Source organism: Paenibacillus sinensis, assembly GCF_019904155.1.
GTDB lineage: Bacteria > Bacillota > Bacilli > Paenibacillales > Paenibacillaceae > Paenibacillus_AQ > Paenibacillus_AQ sinensis.
Window position 1 is genome coordinate 26,417 of sequence record NZ_JAHCMB010000187.1, and the last position, 15,695, is coordinate 42,111.

General features: G+C 59.8%; 17 protein-coding genes. 6 read left to right on the plus strand and 11 right to left on the minus strand.

Annotated elements, in window-relative coordinates:
- Positions 1 to 73 precede the first annotated feature (73 nt).
- Positions 74 to 1,372, plus strand: coding sequence for a serine--tRNA ligase (gene serS, locus KIH86_RS21195; protein WP_223084372.1), 1,299 nt, complete (start codon positions 74 to 76; stop codon positions 1,370 to 1,372).
- A 287-nt stretch (positions 1,373 to 1,659) separates the two neighbouring features.
- On the opposite strand, the gene KIH86_RS21200 is transcribed toward serS, so the two are convergent.
- Both KIH86_RS21200 and KIH86_RS21205 read right to left on the minus strand, forming a co-directional pair.
- Positions 1,660 to 2,463 (minus strand): aminoglycoside N(3)-acetyltransferase, encoded by an 804-nt coding sequence (locus KIH86_RS21200; protein WP_223084373.1) that lies wholly within the window; start codon positions 2,461 to 2,463, stop codon positions 1,660 to 1,662.
- 167 nt (positions 2,464 to 2,630) lie between these two features.
- On the minus strand, positions 2,631 to 3,266 hold the full coding sequence (locus KIH86_RS21205) for a hypothetical protein (RefSeq protein ID WP_223110657.1): 636 nt from the start codon (positions 3,264 to 3,266) through the stop codon (positions 2,631 to 2,633).
- Positions 3,267 to 3,550: 284 nt separating this feature from the next.
- On the opposite strand from KIH86_RS21205, the gene KIH86_RS30195 reads away from it, so the two are divergent.
- Positions 3,551 to 4,618 carry an HNH endonuclease gene (locus KIH86_RS30195; protein ID WP_407672330.1) on the plus strand — a complete coding sequence of 356 codons (1,068 nt, stop codon included), beginning with the start codon at positions 3,551 to 3,553 and terminating at the stop codon, positions 4,616 to 4,618.
- A gap of 102 nt (positions 4,619 to 4,720) precedes the next feature.
- Here the strand turns inward: KIH86_RS30195 and KIH86_RS21215 are convergent, their stop codons facing one another.
- Positions 4,721 to 4,921: a YwbE family protein gene (locus KIH86_RS21215; protein WP_223084375.1), complete on the minus strand. Its 201-nt coding sequence runs from the start codon at positions 4,919 to 4,921 to the stop codon at positions 4,721 to 4,723.
- A gap of 53 nt (positions 4,922 to 4,974) precedes the next feature.
- Between KIH86_RS21215 and KIH86_RS21220 the strand changes: the two genes are divergently transcribed.
- A complete protein-coding gene (locus tag KIH86_RS21220; protein ID WP_223084376.1) occupies positions 4,975 to 5,277 on the plus strand; it encodes a hypothetical protein in 303 nt (100 codons plus the stop codon).
- Positions 5,278 to 5,430: 153 nt separating this feature from the next.
- On the opposite strand, the gene sdaAA is transcribed toward KIH86_RS21220, so the two are convergent.
- From sdaAA to KIH86_RS21240, 4 genes are all read right to left on the minus strand, one after another.
- A complete protein-coding gene (sdaAA, locus tag KIH86_RS21225) occupies positions 5,431 to 6,330 on the minus strand; it encodes an L-serine ammonia-lyase, iron-sulfur-dependent, subunit alpha (protein ID WP_223084377.1) in 900 nt (299 codons plus the stop codon).
- Entirely contained in the window at positions 6,327 to 7,067 is a 741-nt protein-coding gene (gene sdaAB, locus KIH86_RS21230) for an L-serine ammonia-lyase, iron-sulfur-dependent subunit beta (RefSeq protein WP_223084378.1), read from the minus strand. Before sdaAB ends, sdaAA begins: the two co-directional genes overlap by 4 nt.
- Positions 7,068 to 7,538: 471 nt before the next feature.
- On the minus strand, positions 7,539 to 7,958 hold the full coding sequence (locus tag KIH86_RS21235) for a GNAT family N-acetyltransferase (protein WP_223084379.1): 420 nt from the start codon (positions 7,956 to 7,958) through the stop codon (positions 7,539 to 7,541).
- Complete coding sequence (locus tag KIH86_RS21240) at positions 7,955 to 8,473, minus strand: GNAT family N-acetyltransferase (RefSeq protein WP_223084380.1); 519 nt, start codon at positions 8,471 to 8,473, stop codon at positions 7,955 to 7,957. Before KIH86_RS21240 ends, KIH86_RS21235 begins: the two co-directional genes overlap by 4 nt.
- A 435-nt stretch (positions 8,474 to 8,908) precedes the next feature.
- On the opposite strand from KIH86_RS21240, the gene KIH86_RS21245 reads away from it, so the two are divergent.
- Positions 8,909 to 9,373 (plus strand): hypothetical protein, encoded by a 465-nt coding sequence (locus tag KIH86_RS21245; protein ID WP_223084381.1) that lies wholly within the window; start codon positions 8,909 to 8,911, stop codon positions 9,371 to 9,373.
- A 159-nt stretch (positions 9,374 to 9,532) separates the two neighbouring features.
- Here KIH86_RS21245 and KIH86_RS21250 read toward each other — a convergent pair whose 3' ends face one another.
- Positions 9,533 to 10,183, minus strand: coding sequence for an L-threonylcarbamoyladenylate synthase (locus tag KIH86_RS21250; RefSeq protein WP_223084382.1), 651 nt, complete (start codon positions 10,181 to 10,183; stop codon positions 9,533 to 9,535).
- A 346-nt stretch (positions 10,184 to 10,529) separates the two neighbouring features.
- Here KIH86_RS21250 and KIH86_RS21255 point away from each other — a divergent pair, with 346 nt between their 5' ends.
- Positions 10,530 to 11,231 carry a metal-dependent hydrolase gene (locus KIH86_RS21255; RefSeq protein ID WP_223084383.1) on the plus strand — a complete coding sequence of 234 codons (702 nt, stop codon included), beginning with the start codon at positions 10,530 to 10,532 and terminating at the stop codon, positions 11,229 to 11,231.
- A 361-nt stretch (positions 11,232 to 11,592) separates the two neighbouring features.
- On the opposite strand, the gene KIH86_RS21260 is transcribed toward KIH86_RS21255, so the two are convergent.
- The 3 genes from KIH86_RS21260 to KIH86_RS21270 all read right to left on the minus strand — a co-directional run bounded on the left by KIH86_RS21260 (position 11,593) and on the right by KIH86_RS21270 (position 15,073).
- Positions 11,593 to 13,407, minus strand: a complete 1,815-nt coding sequence (locus tag KIH86_RS21260; RefSeq protein ID WP_223084384.1) for an NAD(P)H-hydrate dehydratase — start codon at positions 13,405 to 13,407, stop codon at positions 11,593 to 11,595.
- Positions 13,408 to 13,538: 131 nt separating this feature from the next.
- Entirely contained in the window at positions 13,539 to 14,171 is a 633-nt protein-coding gene (locus tag KIH86_RS21265) for an NAD(P)-dependent oxidoreductase (protein ID WP_223084385.1), read from the minus strand.
- A 179-nt stretch (positions 14,172 to 14,350) separates the two neighbouring features.
- Positions 14,351 to 15,073, minus strand: coding sequence for a DUF421 domain-containing protein (locus KIH86_RS21270; RefSeq protein ID WP_223084386.1), 723 nt, complete (start codon positions 15,071 to 15,073; stop codon positions 14,351 to 14,353).
- Between the two features lie 179 nt (positions 15,074 to 15,252).
- Here KIH86_RS21270 and KIH86_RS21275 point away from each other — a divergent pair, with 179 nt between their 5' ends.
- On the plus strand, positions 15,253 to 15,561 hold the full coding sequence (locus tag KIH86_RS21275) for a hypothetical protein (RefSeq protein ID WP_223084387.1): 309 nt from the start codon (positions 15,253 to 15,255) through the stop codon (positions 15,559 to 15,561).
- Positions 15,562 to 15,695: the final 134 nt, after the last annotated feature.

A 15,695-nucleotide genomic window follows, 5' to 3' on the forward strand; every position in this document is an offset into this window, starting at 1 on the left:
CGCGAGCTGACGCTCCTCGTCCCATGGATGAGGGCGTTTTTTGCATTTTTTTAACAAAAAGGAGCGAGCGGTTATGCTGGACATGGGGTTTATTCGGGACAATCAGGAACTGGTGAGAGTGACAGCGGAGCGCAAAAGAGTGGATTTCCCCCTGGAGGAGCTGCTGAAGAAAGATAATGAACGCCGGAAACTGCTCCGTGAAACGGAGGAGCTTAGAGCGCAGCGCAATACGCTGACCCGGGAAGTGGAATCGCAGCTGCGGCGCGGGAACCGGGCGGAGGCTGAGGAGTTCAAGGCACAGGTGCGGGCAATCGGCGGCAGACTGGCGGAGACGGAGACGGGGCTGGCGGAAGCCGAGTCGCGGGTAAAGGAACTGCTGCTGCTGGCGCCGAATCCCGTGTCGGCGGATACGCCCATCGGAGCAAGCGACAAGGACAATGTGGGGCTGCGCCGGTGCGGGGAGCCGGCGGTGTTTGATTTTGCGGTCCGGGATCATGTGGAGCTTGGGGAACTGCACGGCATGATCGACATTCCCCGGGGCGTCAAAGCGGGCGGAGCCCGCAGCTACACGCTGAAGGGTGACGGGCTGTACCTCCACCTCGCCGTTCAGCGGCTGGCGATTGATGTGCTGACGGAGCGGGGCTTCACGGTCATGGACGTTCCGTCGATCGTGCGGCCGGAGACGCTGGAGCGGACCGGCTTCTTCCCCGGCGGAATGGATCAGACGTATGAGTTGGCCGGAGAGAACCGCTGGCTGGCGGGCACCTCGGAGGTGCCGCTCGTGTCGCTGTACAGCGACGAGGTGATCGATGTGACCGAGCCGGTGCGGCTCGGGGGAATGTCGGTCTGCTTCCGGCGCGAGGTCGGCTCGGCCGGACGGGATGTGCGCGGACTATACCGCGTCCATCAGTTCTCGAAGATCGAGCAGGTCGTGCTCTGCGAGGGCGACCCGCAAGTGTCGGAGGCGATGCTGCAGGAGATTCTCGCGAACGCGGAGCACATTTTGCAGCTGCTGGAGCTGCCCTACCGGGTCGTGGCGGTCTGCACCGGCGATATGTCGCTGAAGACGCACAAGCAGTACGACATCGAGACCTGGATGCCGGGAAGAAGCGCGTACGGCGAGACGCATTCGGCGTCGAACCTGCTGGATTTCCAGGCGCGGCGCTCGAACATCCGCTACCAGGGAGCGGACGGCAAGCTGCGCTACTGCCATACGCTCAACAACACGGCGGCCGCGACGCCGCGCCTCCTGATCCCGCTGCTGGAGAACCATCAGCGGGAAGACGGCTCGATCTACATTCCGCAGGCGCTGCGGAAATACCTGGACGGCCGGGAGCTTCTCCCCGCTCCGGCTCCGCCCGCGGAGGCATGATGGCTCCGGCTGCGGAGGCGTGACAGCCGCGGCTGCAATCGACGACTGCGACTACGGAGGCGTAATGGCCGCGACGCATTCGGCTTAATCCTAAAAGCCCGTATCTCGCATTTCATGAGATACGGGCTTGTTTATGTGAGTATGAGCGATTTGAATATGCGTAGCCAGCGGGGAAATCCGCCTTTTTACGCCGAACTAGAACCAGTACCTCGGCTCATTTAACTCGCTGGTTCAACGATCTCGATTGATGCAGCTGCCAGGCTCGCACTTTCTAAATCATTAAATCGCTAATTCCGCTGCCGCTCCATCCAGCGGACGGCATAGTCCACGATTCCCCGCTGGGACATCAGCCGGGCGGGCGCCGCGGCGACGCTGCCGTGCTTCACCCCGCCGGTCTCGCGCTCATAGTCTTCGCCGATCCCGGGAAAGTCGTCCGAGTTCCACTCCAGATCCGGGAAAAGCGCCCAGCGGCGGACCCCGTCTTCGGAGACCGGCGCGCCGGCTGTTATTTCTTTCCGGCCGGGATAAGCAGCGCGGTGCTCGGACAGATGCATGGAGGTGTTATTGCCGTGGCCGACGCCGAGCAGCAGCACCATGGCGTCCAGCTCGTACAGTCGTCCAAGCGGCGAATGCTCGCCCAGGCCGTAGGCCAGTTCATGGCCGGCGGTGACCGCCTCGGCATGTCTGCCCCGTGCGGCGAAGGAGTACAGCGGGTGGGCGCTGCGCTTCACGCCTGACTGCTTGCGGAAGCATTCCGGGATGACGCCCATCGCGCGGGGCATGGTCAAATCCGGATCATAAGGCGGCATTTCCGCCCGGATCGTCTCCCACCACGCTTCCGGAACGGGCGGTCTGCTCCAGCCTGACGGATCGGTGAGGTCGGTCGTATGCGTCGGCATCACCAGCGTTCCGTCCGCCCCGAGCGCCTCCTCCAGGGCCAGGATGACGGCGGCGGGACCGCCCGCCACCCATTCTCCGAGCAATTTGAAGGAGGAATGCAGCAGCACCGTCATTCCCTCCTGGACGCCAAGCTCGCGGAAATCCTCCGCCAAAGTCGATACCGTAATCAAGGTTCCCGAGATTTCGTTCATGGTTCACACTCCAATCGATGTATAAGATCCCGGTTGCCCTCTCGCCTTAATTTTCAATTGTTCGATCTGCCAATCGGCATAAGCCGCCGACCGTCTGGGCAGTCCTCCAGACCGGATCTGTGCCTTTACCACTTTACCAGTTCAGTTAACAGTCCCGTAAGAGGCAACTATCTGGAAGCCGAGCGCGGCCCGGTTACCCCGCCCGCCGTATGCGAGACATCCGGCGTCACCCGGAAGTACCGCTGACACGACGGAAGAAGCGCAGCGATCTGAATCAGCAGCCCGATCGTCATATACAGGACATGGATCACCGCCACGGCGTCCATAATATACGTCTCCACCATAATCCAGATAATCTGTCCGAAACCAACATACAGGGCCAGCGTCCAGGTGGCATGCAGCTCTTTGAACGGATTGATTGCATCCGCCCAGGACCACTGAGGTCTGCGGACAAGCCCGTACACCACCAGAAGCGGCAGCAGACCGAATACAACGAGCAGCAGAATGCCGGGGATCAGAAAGTCGTCAAATGGTGACCGTTTCAGCATCTCATCCATCGGCATGCCCAACTGTTTTCCAGACGGGGCAATAATGAGCGCCACCCCTCCGCCTATGGCCCCTACTCCCAGAAATACAAGCAGCACATACAAAAACGTCACAGCCTTCGGTCTTTTTCCGCCTGTGCGGATTGAGTTCGTCCTGTCTCCACCTGCTCTTGCGTTCTCGTTCATCTGATCGTGTCCTCGCTTTCGCTCTTGAAATGGGCGGCCCTTAAGATGAGCGGTCATCGGTTCTGCTACCATTATACCGGATTCCGGCTCAAGTCTCTGAGACCTCGATTACATTCGCATTTTGCATTAATCCATGGAGTGATTTCAAAACAACAATATATAGATCAGAATGATGCTATTTGTCTGCATCTTGGACCATCAAGCGTTCAAAATCAGATGATGCAATACACTCACATTTTCGAAAAGAAAGGGCAAATCGGTGTGATTATCCGCACTTTGCGTTATACTGGATGAAGCTGGATTTCATATTACCAAAAACGAGGTGACCGGGCGCGGCCAAGCCGCCGCTCTGAACGATGCCTATAGTATCCATAGATCAATCCGCAACGAAACGATGCGCCTACTGCCTTCAGGACAAACCGCTCTCGGAATTCCGCAAAAGAACCGGCCGGCGCTCCAAAGGCGACTCCCGTCGCGGAGCTTGCCGGGAATGCCGGAAGCACCGCGAATCCGGGACGCCTGACAAGAGCGTCCCGGCAGCGGCGGCGCAGCAAGCCCAGGCTGCGCCGGTCTCCGAGCCGGCGGCATCCCGCCGGCAGACAGCGCTCGCCGCGAAGCCCGGCGAGGCTTCGCAGGCTGCGCCGAGTTCTCCGGCGCAGCAAGCAGAAGCAGGAGCCGCCGAGCCGGGCGGCTCCACAGAGCGGGAGCCCGCCGCATCGCCCGGGCTCCCGGCGGAAGCGGGCGGGGGCGACGCTCCCCGCCGCAAGCGGCGACGCGGCCGGCGGAAGCGCGGCCGTGCAGCTGCCGCGCCCGAGGGCTTGCCCGGCAGCGGCGCGGCTCCTGCGGCGCCCGAGCCGGAGAGCGCGGGGCCGCCGGACTCCGCCCAGCCGCAGGCTCCCGCTGCGCCGGTCCGGCGGAAACGTAAACGGTCCCGCCGGAAAGCCGCTGCCGAGCGGAAGCTGCATGCTTCCGCAGCCGAGGCTGCACCGAAGCCGCTGCCGAGGGCGGAGCCAACTCCGCCGCTTCAGCGCCCGCGCGGGCCGAAGCCTGCGCCGGACGATATTTCGGCGCTCATGCCTTCGAAGCAGGGCATGATTCTGATGCGCGGGCACAGCGACAAGGGCCGGCGGTGGCACCAGGAGATTGACCTGGAGCTCGCCGTTACGCTCGTCCGCGAGCAGGCGGCCATTGTCGTCGGCCGGAGGACGATCCGCCGGCTGTACAGCAACAAGGACTTCCGCAAGTTTATCCTGACACGGGACCGGTATACCTGCCACTTCTGCGGACAGTATGGCGATACGATCGACCATCTGCTTCCCCGGGCCAAGGGCGGCCATACGACGCCGCTGAACTGCGTCTGTGCCTGCAATCTGTGCAATCAGGCCAAAGCCGACCAACTGGTCGATGAATTTATGGGAAAATAGCGCGGCGCCAAAACGCCCCATCCCTTACGCCGCGTTCCGTGAAGGAGCGGTGCGTAAAGGATGGGGCGCTGCCGCATCTGGCCAGGCGGGGCTGCCATCGATTTAGGACGAGCTTACAATATGCTTGACCCGGCCGACCTGGCCGCTCGTCAGCCTCACTTTGATGCCATGAGGGTGACGGGGCGAATTCGTCAAAATATCCTTGACCGTGCCTCGGGTCAGCTTGCCGGTAGGCTGATCCTGCTTCAGCACGATGTCCACTTCGAGGCCGGGACGAATGTCCGCCCGGTTCTGTCCGTTCATGAAATCCCCTCCTTCCCGGATGTACATCATAGCGAATAAAGGATGAGAAGGCCATGGCTTTTGGTGTGAAAAAAGAAGAACTGAACCGCTGGAAACAGGCGGTCCTTAGCGGGGAGATCGCCTTCCTGACCCATTACTGGCTGGACCCGCGATTCCCCGGGATTACAACGGTGACCAAGGTGGGGTGCAGCGACCTGGATCGCCTCGCAGCCTGGTGCAGGGACAATGGGCTGCCCCCTCAGTATATCCACAATCGTACGCCCTTCCCGCACTTCGACCTGATCGGCGAGAAGCAGCCGGAGATTCTAAGACGCGAAGGGCAGTGGGAGCAGCTCCGCCGATTCAGGCTGCTGTAAGTGCCGTGAAGGCCTCAGTGCCTGTCCGGGTCCGGCCGTGCTCTCGCTGATCCATCATCTTCCGCAGCAGAGATCGCTAAGCTTAAGCATCTACGCATCTGTCCGTGAATCAGGGCTCCAGCCGGGACGCCGAGCGCCCGTTATCCGTTCCGCTCAGGACTCCTGCGTACGTTCGCGGCGGCTTCCCCGCAGATCCTCCATAATCTTGCGGCCCGTCGGCGTCTGGGCAAGCCCGCCGCCGGCGGTCTCACGGTGCTTCTCGGGCATCGAAGAGCCGACCTCCAGCATCACCTTGATCACCTCGTCGGACGGAATAACGCTGCGCACGCCAGCCAGCGCCATATCCGCGGCGGCGAGGGCCGTCACGGCTCCAAAGCCGTTCCGGACGATGCAGGGGATTTCAACCAGCCCGCCTACGGGATCGCAGATGAGGCCGAGCGTATTCTTCAGCGCCAGTCCCACGGCATGCACAGCCTGGGCGGGAGAACCGCCGCGCAGCTCGGTAAGCGCACCGGCTGCCATTCCGATCGCCGAGCCGACCTCGGCCTGGCAGCCTCCCTCCGCTCCGGAGACAAAGGAGTTGTTGGCAATGACGTACCCGATGGCTCCGGCCGCGAACAGGCCGTAGGTCATCTTATCGTCATCCCAGCCGAACCGCTCCTGACAGCTCAAGAATACGCCGGGAATAATGCCGCACGAGCCGGCCGTCGGCGTGGCGATAATGCGTCCCATCGAAGCGTTGACCTCGGAGACCGCCAGCGCATAGGCCATCGCCTGACCGGCCGGACCGCCGAGCGACGATTCACCAGTGGCATTGTAGGCGCCCACACGCTGGGCGTCAAGTCCGGTCAGCCCGCTGCGCGAGGTCGTGTTCTCCGTCATGCCGCGCCTCACGGCTTCCTTCATGACGCCGTAATATTCCTTCATTTTGGCGAATTCGGCGTCCGCGGGACGTCCCGATTCCACACTCTGCTCTTCCAGCATCAGCGCGCCGATTCCTGTATTCCGCTCTGCCGCCAGCGCCGCAAGCTGGCTTAACGTTTGAAAATTCATGGCTGTTGTTCCTTCCCTTTCTCTTCCTTCATGCCCGCATCTCCCGCCGGTTCCTCATGCTTCTCCACGCCTTCTTCCAGATGGATCAGCTTGACCGATTGAACCGCAGGCATAGCCAGCAGCTCGGCTGCCAGCTCCGGCGCCAGTCTCTCGTCCAGCTCCAGCACGGTCAGCGCCGCGCCGCTGCGGTTCTTGCGGTCCAGCGACATATGCCCGATATTGACCCGGCCTTTGCGCATCGTGTCGGTCACACCCGCCAGCACGCCCAGATAATCCATATGGTGAATAATAACAGTGGGATACATGCCTGACAGCTTGACGCTGAAGCCGTCGATTTCGACAATCTCGATATTGCCCCCGCCGATGGAGATTCCGGTAAGCGACAGTCCGCCGCTCTCCCCGGTCAGCTCCAGCCGCACTGTATTGGGATGGGGGAACAAACCCGCTCCCTGCCGGAACGACAGATCCATCCCGTTCGCTTCCGCCAGATCAATAGAATCCGGCAGGCGCAGATCATCTGTCGCGAAATCCAGCAGCCCGCCCGCGATCGCCCGGTCTGTTCCGTGTCCCTGATAGGTGGCCGCGAACGATCCGTAGAAGATCACTTCCGCCTTCTTCGGCATCTCTCCAAGGAGCTGCCGCGCCGCCCGCCCGATCCGGGCCGCCCCCGCCGTATGGGAGCTGGAGGGCCCTACCATCGCGGGTCCGATTATGGAGAATACATCTTTAAACCGCATTGTTGTTCAGCCCCGCTTTCTTGTTGAGACTGCCCGGGCCTCAGGACCGGAATCCGGCCGCTGACATCCGGCGGCGATATGAAGCCGCGCTCTACTTGGAGCGGCCTCTTCATTATACTCCTGCACGAGCCCATGCGTGAAATTTGTCGAATTGATTTCGGACGGCACAGCCACCACTCAAGCCGCTTACCCCTGCCGTTCGCTGTCCTCGCTCATGCTCGTTAACATGCAAGCACCGCCAACACGACTCGCTCATGCTCCTTTACACATCGGCTCCACCAATACAAGTCGTTCATGCTCCATTTATGCGTGGGTCCAGCCAGCGGGACTCGCTCATGCTCCGTTTACGCGTAGCCCCCGCCAACATGAGTTCGCGATCGTACGGCCATAGACTTAGGCGAAGCCCGCAGCGGCCAAGCCGCGTCGTGTTCATCCATCCAGTTCGCCACCCTTCCCGGTGCGAAACCATGATCATACCGTGTGGCTTGAATACAGCACCAGTCCGTTCCGCAGCTCCCAGCCCGTGCTTTCCCAGAAACGCCGGCCCACTGCGTTGGCCTCGATGACTATAATATGGCATTTGGCGATTCCTTCCGCCTGCAAGCCCTGCAAACAGCGCGTTACCATATCTTTTCCAATACCCTTTCCCCGGTGTTTACCGCTTACCGCCACATGGTACAGAAATCCTCTGCGTCCGTCATGCCCGCACAGCGCCGTACCGGCAAGCTCACCCTCTTCCGTCACGCAGATCTGGCTTAGTCCCGGGTTTCGATCCAGAAACCGTACAATTTCATCGCGCGAGTCCGCCCCGCTGAGTCCCATTCCTTCGGTGCCCGCCCACAAATCATAGGCCGCTACATAATCGTTCTCTTTCATCCCTCTATAAATCATGGCTTCTCCTCCGCCCGTTTGATGAACCGGTATCCGGTGATTTCATATCCCATTTCGCGGTAGAAACGATGCGCCTCCTCCCGGGAAGTTCCGCTGACAAGCCAGGTGCCGATGCATCCCCGCTCCTTCGCCATCCGCTCCGCAAATTCCATCAGCTTTCGCCCGACTCCCTGCCTCCGGTAAGCCTGGTTCGTCACCAGCATCGAGACCTCGCCGTAACGCGTCAGGTCTTCGATGTTCTCACGCAGCCGAAATCCCATGCACCCGAGCAGCACACGCTCTTCCGAGCCATCGGCAGAGACGGCATTCTCCCTGATCCCTGAAGACTCCAATCCCCCGATTTCCGGCTCCCGCGCTTTCTCGCATACGATCAGCTCCTCGACACGACTCATGTCGATAAAATCAAGACGAAGCTCCATATCATGCACCGACGGCTGCCTGCCGTTCAGCTGCCCGATCAGCTCGGCTATCGCCGCCGCGTCGCTCTGCAGCGCACTGCGTATCACCATCTCCATTATTCGTCCTCCCTTCATTTCAAAGCCCAATCACCCTTTACAGGGCGGATGCATAGTCATATACCATCCAACTCCCCCTACAGGAGGTTTGCCCATGAACCCCGCATACCCCGTAACGCCAGGATAACCGCCTTGCGGTGTCTTGTCAGCGACGGGGATGCCGGGAGCTATAAGGCCATTTGTAAGCGCGCCAGCCCGGCATCAGATCACAATGACCCTCCGGCCCGGCGGCGAAGTCCCGAGGAACGGGGTCAGCAGCAAGCCGAAGAGCAAGGCAGCGCTGATCAGCGGCGAATGACAGCAGTAAACGGCTAGGGGTCCAAGCCCTGACCCGAATGGTGCTTGCCTCTATCTTGCATGCCGGATTCCAGCCCTGTCACGGGCGCCTGCATCATGTCAGCGGAGGAGAAATGAGGATCAATTGAGGGGTGTACCATGAAATCCATCATGAACGATGATATTCCATCCGTCCGCCTGAAGGCGGGCATGTACGCACTGGCCAAGCTGGCCGCTTCCGGCCTTGTCTTCACGGCGCTCGCCTTGCTCAGCCTGGCTGCCGCACATCCCGGCACAGGCTGGCTTGCCACGCCGGCCTATAATGTATACGCCTACGCGCTTACCGTCTCCCTGCTGGCGGACGGGACGCTGCGGCTGCTGGGCGCCCTGCGGACGTCCCGGGGGCAGTCCGCCGGAGCGGTTGCGGCAGTCTACGCAATCAGCGGAATCGCTGCCGGACTCTGGCTCGCCCATGACCAGGGAACAGGCTGGGCGGTGGCCGCCCTGTCCGGAATTGGTGTGCTGCTGCTGTTCCGCGCAGCCCAGCTCGCCGGAGAACGAATCCCCGGCCTGCTGCCCGTCTTCGCCCTGTTCGTTCCGCTGCTTGTCCTGCTTCTGTTCTAGTGTAGCAAAACGTAAAAAGACCATCAATTGGGTGCTTCTCCACTTGATGGGCAAGACATAATCTTCGCACTCAGTTGCCGGGTAAGCAAAAAGACGGGCTTTGCGCTACCACGCAAAGCCCGCCAAATTATATCCTTGCAAGGAATGAGAATATCGGGATCAACCGATTTTTTTAAACACAGGGGCGACTTCATTCAATTGATCGACCGTAATATCGCCATACCGCAGAACGCGCGGCTCCCCGGATAAATCGATGATAGTGCTGGATTGGGTCGTCCCCTGTGCGCCCCCCTTCAAGATATAATCCACCTTGCCTCCGACCTGATCCAGTGCCAGCCTCATATCGACCAGTACTCCGTCGGCTTGTCCCGACAGGTTCGCGGATGTCATTGTTACCGGAATATCCAGATGGCGCATCATCCCTCTCCATACGGGATTACTGAGGCAGCCCATAGCGATTGTGGAGCCTCCGCGAACCATTTTATCGGGGACATTTTCCTTTTTGGGCAGCACGATATTGAGGGGACCCGGCCAATAAGCTTCAACAAAGGCTTGAACAAGCCCGGGATCGGCGGCCGTCGCATATTCTGTCCACTCTTCGGGATTCAAGAAGAACAAAGTAAGCGCCGAGGTTGCCGGTCTGTTCTTGATCGCAAAAGCCCGGTCAATGGCATCATCGACCCAGGGATTAAGCGTCAAAGCCAGATTGGTATCGCTCGGGGCGATAACGACCCCACCATTTTTCACACACTTTGCTGCCAACGCGAAATTGGCTTCATTCGCTTCCAGTACCTTTTCATTCTCTGACACAAGACACCCTCCTTGACTTAGTATGCCGAAACGGCGATACGCTTCTTTTTTTAACCGGGCAAAACGCTCCACCTCTTTATAATTTGGATTGACTCTGGCCGGATGCCATCAGGTTACCACAGGAATCACATTTTTTTCCAAGATCAAAAATCAATCTCTCCTATAGGAATTTCCTATAAGAAACTCGAGTCTTATAATTCCCCTGCAATGTCCGAGGACTGCTTGGAGGAATAGCTTTCCTGTCTGCTGCATAGTGATAATGCCGGAGAGAAGGAATATTCCGTGACAAAAGGTGTGTGACAGATCGAGAAGCACATTTTCCATAAATAACGACTGGAGGTCAAAAATGAACATTTTGTATTTAGGCCATTCTTGTTTTCTTATCGAATCGGCAGGCGTACGGGTAATTATCGACCCTTTTATTTCCGGCAACCCCAACGCCCCCATCAAAAAGGAGGACATTGTTGATCTAACTGCGGTTCTGGTTACCCACGGACATGCCGATCATACCGGAGACTGTATTGAAATCGCAGCTGCGAATCGCTGCCCGATCATCACAAGCTATGAGCTGGCGGTTCAACTGGCTCAAAAGGGCGCCGAAGTGCATCCAATGGGAATCGGCGGAGCCTATGATTTCGAATGGGGCCGGGTTAAGCTTACTCCAGCTTGGCATGGAGCCGGAATCGAGCTGGAGGGCAACGCATTTAACTATGGCGGTATTGCAGCGGGCATGCTGCTGACGATGAGGGATACGACAATCTACCATGCGGGGGATACCGCATTGTTCGGAGATATGAAGCTGATCGGCGAACTGAACCCAATCGATATTGCTATGCTGCCAATCGGGGATAATTTCACGATGGGGATTGAGGATTCGGTTATTGCAGCCGGCTGGCTTGGCGCCAAATTAACTATTCCAATGCACTACAATACATTCCCGCTTATTGCTCAGGACCCGAGCAAATGGAGTGAGCGTATGGCCAAACAACAATTGAAGGGCCAGGTGCTGAAAGCAGGAGAAAGCTTCAACACCGTCACCTATGCCTAAAAGGCCGTTACTACGTTTAATGCAGCTATAAGATAAATATGAAGAAGCGACTAGGCCGTCCTCTCAAGCAGGGCGGCCGTTTCTCGATGAAATGTGAACAAGGTCGAGGGGGGGGGCATTCCATCCTCGACCTTGTTCACCCCTATAGCCTTTGTTGACTAATCGTGGGGCTGGTTAATCCGTCTCCATCCCAGCTCCATTCGCGCCTACTTAGCCACAAGACTGCGACGCACTGCGTCGCCGAGAATCACTTGTTCCATTCCCTCACGCTGTTCGCTGCGTACCACCAACAAATCACTGACTTCTTCAATCCTCTTGGCAAGATTACGGCGCCGAGCAGTCGTCTTCCCGGCGCCAAGGCTCAGAGGGCTTCAATAATATCGGTAGCCGTGACGGCCGATGGATTACCACGCATTAGCGCCGCCCGTTCGCCCGCCCTGCCGTGCAGATAGACGCCGAAGGCCGCAGCCTGAAGGCTGCCGAGCCCCTGGGCGAGCAGACCGGCGATAATGCCGGTAAGGCCGTCGCCCGCGCCGCCGGTCGCCATTCCGGGGTGCCCGGTCGTATTAATAAAGATCCGCCCGTCCGGACCGGCGATGACGGTGTGCGCTCCCTTCAGTACCAGCGTCACGCCATGCTCCCTGGCGTAAGCGCGCGCCAGACCGATCCGGTCCCGCTGGACCTCGGCGGTCTTCATTCCCGCCAGCCTGGCCATCTCGCCGGGGTGGGGAGTCAGAATAACAGGGGCCTGGCGCTTCTTCCAGGTGCCAAACAGACACTCCGATAAAATATTCAGACCATCGGCGTCCACCACCAGCGGACAATCCGTCTCTTCCCAAATTCTCTTCAGCCATTCCTTGTCGCCTTCAAAGCGGCCGATGCCGGGACCGACGGCCAGCACGTCGCGCTTCGCCGCGAGCGTGACCACTTCCCCGGCCGATGCGGCATTCCATGTGCCGTCCGCCTCTCCCCCGGCGTCGGCCAGCATCAGCTCGGGCGCGGCTCCGACGAGAAGCGGCAGCAGCCGGCCCGGAGCCGCCCAGGTCGTCAGCCCGCAGCCGGCCCGAAGCGTCGCCCGGGCCGCGATAAGACCGGCGCCACTCATGGGCAGGCTTCCGGCGGCAACCAGCACATGGCCATAGGTTCCCTTATGTCCGTCCGGCTCCCGGCGCCGGCTCACGTCGACGCCCAGTTCGCCTTCCAGCACGGAAGGCGTGAGCCAGAAGACGGACAGCCCCTCCCCGCGCGCCAGCATGGCGGGGATGCCGATCGAGCGGACGATGATTTCACCCGCCGCTCCGGCTCCCGGATACTGAAGCAGCCCCTGCTTCAGAAAAGCCAGACAGACGGTGAGCGTAGCCCGGATGCAGGGATCATGCGTCTCTCCCGTGTCGGCGTCAAGCCCGCTCGGGATATCCGCGGAGACAATCGGCAGGCCGCTGTCGCCCGCGGCCGCGATCAGCTCCGCGTAGGCTCCGCGCGGCGCACCCGCGGAGCCCGTGCCGAGCAGCGCGTCCACGATGCCGGTGTACCCGGCCATGCCGGGCCAGCCGTCGCCGCACACGGCGGCGGGCAGCCCCATGGCCGCAGCGGCGTCGCGCTGCAAGGCGGCCTCGCCGGTCAGCGACTCCGGCGGGACCGCGTACAGCAGCGAGACGGCGATGCCCGCCTCGCTGAGATGCCGGGCGGCGACCAGTCCGTCGCCGCCGTTGTTGCCCTTGCCGACGAGCACGAGCCATCGCTCGCCTCCGGCATGCTCCAGCGTCAGCGCGGCGTCGCCGCTGATGGGAAGCTGCGGCGGGAATACTCCCGCCCCGGCCGGCCAGCCATCCAAGGCTCCGCTCCAGCGTACGCTCCCCGGTCGTTCTCCCGAGCCGGATATCGCCATCCCGCCGGTGGGCCATGCAGCGGCCTGTCCATATCCGTGGACGTCAGCTGGACCAGCTCCCGCCGCCGGGAATGGGGCTCCCGGTTCAGTCCCGGTTATTCCGTCGCTTTGGACGGTGCTCCGCCGTTCATTCCCGAACCAGCCGTCCCGCCGCCTGCGGCATAGCCCGATAACTTCCTCCGCGATAGCGCGCCCGGCGTTCTCCATCAGAGCGACCGCCGGAATGCCCAGCCGCTCGATCGTGATGCGGTCCAGACGCCGCATCTCCTCCGCTGTTACCACATGCATAACCGTTCCCCTTCCTCCCGCCTGTTCTTGTCCAGTCTTTACACGCATCTGCCGCCGGTCCGGTTAACGCTGATAATAGATGATCCCCTGAAATATTCATCCCATTAAAGGTATCCCGAAGCCAGCGCGTATCAATAGCCTACCGTGAAGCAGGCCCCAATAAAGTTGCCCTCTTCCAGCTCGTCGATAATGGCCGCCGCATAGTCCTCCGTGCTGATTTCGCTTCGGCCGTTCTCATCTACGACAAGCCGGTCGAGGCCGATGCGGAATTGTCCCGTCCGCCGCCCCGGCGAGATAACGGCCGCCGGACTGGCATACGTATACTCCAGTCCCGACCTGGTGTAAATCTCGAAGGCGTCGGCATGGGCCGCGGCCAGGGGGCGGATTTCCTCCGGGAAATCCGCGGTATCCATCAGTCGCTCACCCTCATCGTTCTTCAGGCTGCCCGCTCCTCCGACTACGATGAGCCGGGAGACCCCGGCTTTCTTCAGTCCCTCCGTCAGCGAGCGGGCAACCTCCAGCAGTTCCCCTTCCGCTCCGAACGCCGGACCGTAGGCGCTGATCGCCGCCTCATGTCCTGACGCAGCCGAGGCCACTTCCTCCGGTCTCAACAGATCGGCTGGCAGCGTCAAGAGACCGTTATGCTGAACCTCCAGCGCTTCGGGGCGGCGGACCGCCGCCGTAACTTCATGCTTCCGCTTCAGCGCTTCCGCCAGAATGGCGCGGCCGATGGTGCCGGATGCGCCGAACAATACGATTTTCATTAGAGAATCCCCGCTTTCTGTCGGTTTCGATATCTTGCTGAGCCGGGTCATTCCGGCCCCATTACCCTAATTTATCCAGTTCATAATTTATCCAGTCCATGATCTATTTAATACATGATTTATCCAATACATGGCGGCATGGCGGACAGAACCGCAAGGTTCCTGCATAATCACCAGTCTTAATCGCCCGTCTCGTCTCCTTCCAGCTTCTGCCGCTCCCCGCTCTCCCAGCCTTCGAGCACAAAGAAGCCGTCCTTCCTGCTCCACTCCACATAATTCAGCGCCTTCACGTCGCGGTGGCCTTCATCCTGCAGACCGCTCTCGAGCCAGGCCCGGTCCTTGCCGATTTTCCGGAGGTTGTCCTCCAGAATCTCCCCTTCCTCCACAAGCGAATAGACGAAGTCAGGCTCTTCCCGTTCCATGCCGAGCTCGCCCTTGGCAGGAGCTTCAAATTCCGGCTTCTTCATCACGCTGAGCGACCCGTTCTTTTCAAATATAGCATAAGCCACTTCCTCCACCGCAAAAATATCCTTCTGCCGCAGCATCATCCGAAGCTGTCCGAAGTCGATCCGGTTGCGTTTCATCTCTTTCATGTCGATTTTGCCGTTGCAGATCAGAATCGAGCTGGCGCCTTCAAGGGGAGAGCGGAAGCGTTTGGCATGTTGGGTTATTTTCTCAAATAAATAGGATAATAAACCCCAGAGCAGCAGCGCGTAGAGCAGGTGAAGGTATTTAACATCTCTCTGGTATACGGTGTTGCCTACAAGCTCGCTCAGCATCAGGGAGGATACGAAGTCAAAAGCCGTCAGCTGGGATATTTCCTTCTTCCCGAGCAGCCGCGTCAAGATCCACAGTCCGATGAAACCGGTCGCCAGTTTAAGCGTAATTAAACCATAGTCCATAATGCGCCCCCTCAAGACCGAAGTAATGTTCACACGAAAATATTACCCATTTCGCCAAACGGATGAATAAGGGGACGCTGCGGTTCGAGCCCGCCAATGCCCTTGTTCCACGGCGGTTTCTATGGGAATAGTATACAACAGTGCCCTGCAGGCACCAGAAAAAGGAAGGTTGTGAAATAATGTCATCACTGGGGAAATTGTTTAAATGGGGGACTTTTGCTTACGAGGCCTTTTTGGCTCTCCCGATCATCGGCGGCGCCTTTGTGGTCGCCAATGCCTGGGTTCCGCTGGGGATCGCTTTTCTGCTGCATGTCGTCGCCATCGCCGTTCTGTACAACGAGCGCGGTCGGGTTGCCGGCAACGTCCTCGGCGTCATCACCTCAATTATCGCCTTCATTCCGATTATCGGCTGGATTATGCACGGGATCACCGCGCTCGTTCTGCTCATCGAAGGCTTGTCCGGATCGCGCCGGACGCCCCGTTATTAAACGGCCGGATTCCGGCTGTAACGAGGAACGAAAAAAGCGGCCCTTCCGAATGTTTCGGAATGGGCCGCTTCTTTCGAGTTGGCATGCATGACGGTCTTCTGCGTCCGGTATAAGATACCATAGATAGGATTACA

What these genes read in the sequence shown, in the direction of transcription:
- serS (WP_223084372.1), top strand. Translation starts at nt 74, where the DNA reads ATGCTGGACATGGGGTTTATTCGGGACAATCAGGAACTGGTGAGAGTG.
- KIH86_RS21200 (WP_223084373.1), bottom strand. Translation starts at nt 2,463, where the DNA reads ATGAACGAAATCTCGGGAACCTTGATTACGGTATCGACTTTGGCGGAG.
- KIH86_RS21205 (WP_223110657.1), bottom strand. Translation starts at nt 3,266, where the DNA reads ATGGTAGCAGAACCGATGACCGCTCATCTTAAGGGCCGCCCATTTCAA.
- KIH86_RS30195 (WP_407672330.1), top strand. Translation starts at nt 3,551, where the DNA reads ATGCCTATAGTATCCATAGATCAATCCGCAACGAAACGATGCGCCTAC.
- KIH86_RS21215 (WP_223084375.1), bottom strand. Translation starts at nt 4,921, where the DNA reads ATGAACGGACAGAACCGGGCGGACATTCGTCCCGGCCTCGAAGTGGAC.
- KIH86_RS21220 (WP_223084376.1), top strand. Translation starts at nt 4,975, where the DNA reads ATGGCTTTTGGTGTGAAAAAAGAAGAACTGAACCGCTGGAAACAGGCG.
- sdaAA (WP_223084377.1), bottom strand. Translation starts at nt 6,330, where the DNA reads ATGAATTTTCAAACGTTAAGCCAGCTTGCGGCGCTGGCGGCAGAGCGG.
- sdaAB (WP_223084378.1), bottom strand. Translation starts at nt 7,067, where the DNA reads ATGCGGTTTAAAGATGTATTCTCCATAATCGGACCCGCGATGGTAGGG.
- KIH86_RS21235 (WP_223084379.1), bottom strand. Translation starts at nt 7,958, where the DNA reads ATGATTTATAGAGGGATGAAAGAGAACGATTATGTAGCGGCCTATGAT.
- KIH86_RS21240 (WP_223084380.1), bottom strand. Translation starts at nt 8,473, where the DNA reads ATGGAGATGGTGATACGCAGTGCGCTGCAGAGCGACGCGGCGGCGATA.
- KIH86_RS21245 (WP_223084381.1), top strand. Translation starts at nt 8,909, where the DNA reads ATGAAATCCATCATGAACGATGATATTCCATCCGTCCGCCTGAAGGCG.
- KIH86_RS21255 (WP_223084383.1), top strand. Translation starts at nt 10,530, where the DNA reads ATGAACATTTTGTATTTAGGCCATTCTTGTTTTCTTATCGAATCGGCA.
- KIH86_RS21260 (WP_223084384.1), bottom strand. Translation starts at nt 13,407, where the DNA reads ATGCATGTGGTAACAGCGGAGGAGATGCGGCGTCTGGACCGCATCACG.
- KIH86_RS21265 (WP_223084385.1), bottom strand. Translation starts at nt 14,171, where the DNA reads ATGAAAATCGTATTGTTCGGCGCATCCGGCACCATCGGCCGCGCCATT.
- KIH86_RS21270 (WP_223084386.1), bottom strand. Translation starts at nt 15,073, where the DNA reads ATGGACTATGGTTTAATTACGCTTAAACTGGCGACCGGTTTCATCGGA.
- KIH86_RS21275 (WP_223084387.1), top strand. Translation starts at nt 15,253, where the DNA reads ATGTCATCACTGGGGAAATTGTTTAAATGGGGGACTTTTGCTTACGAG.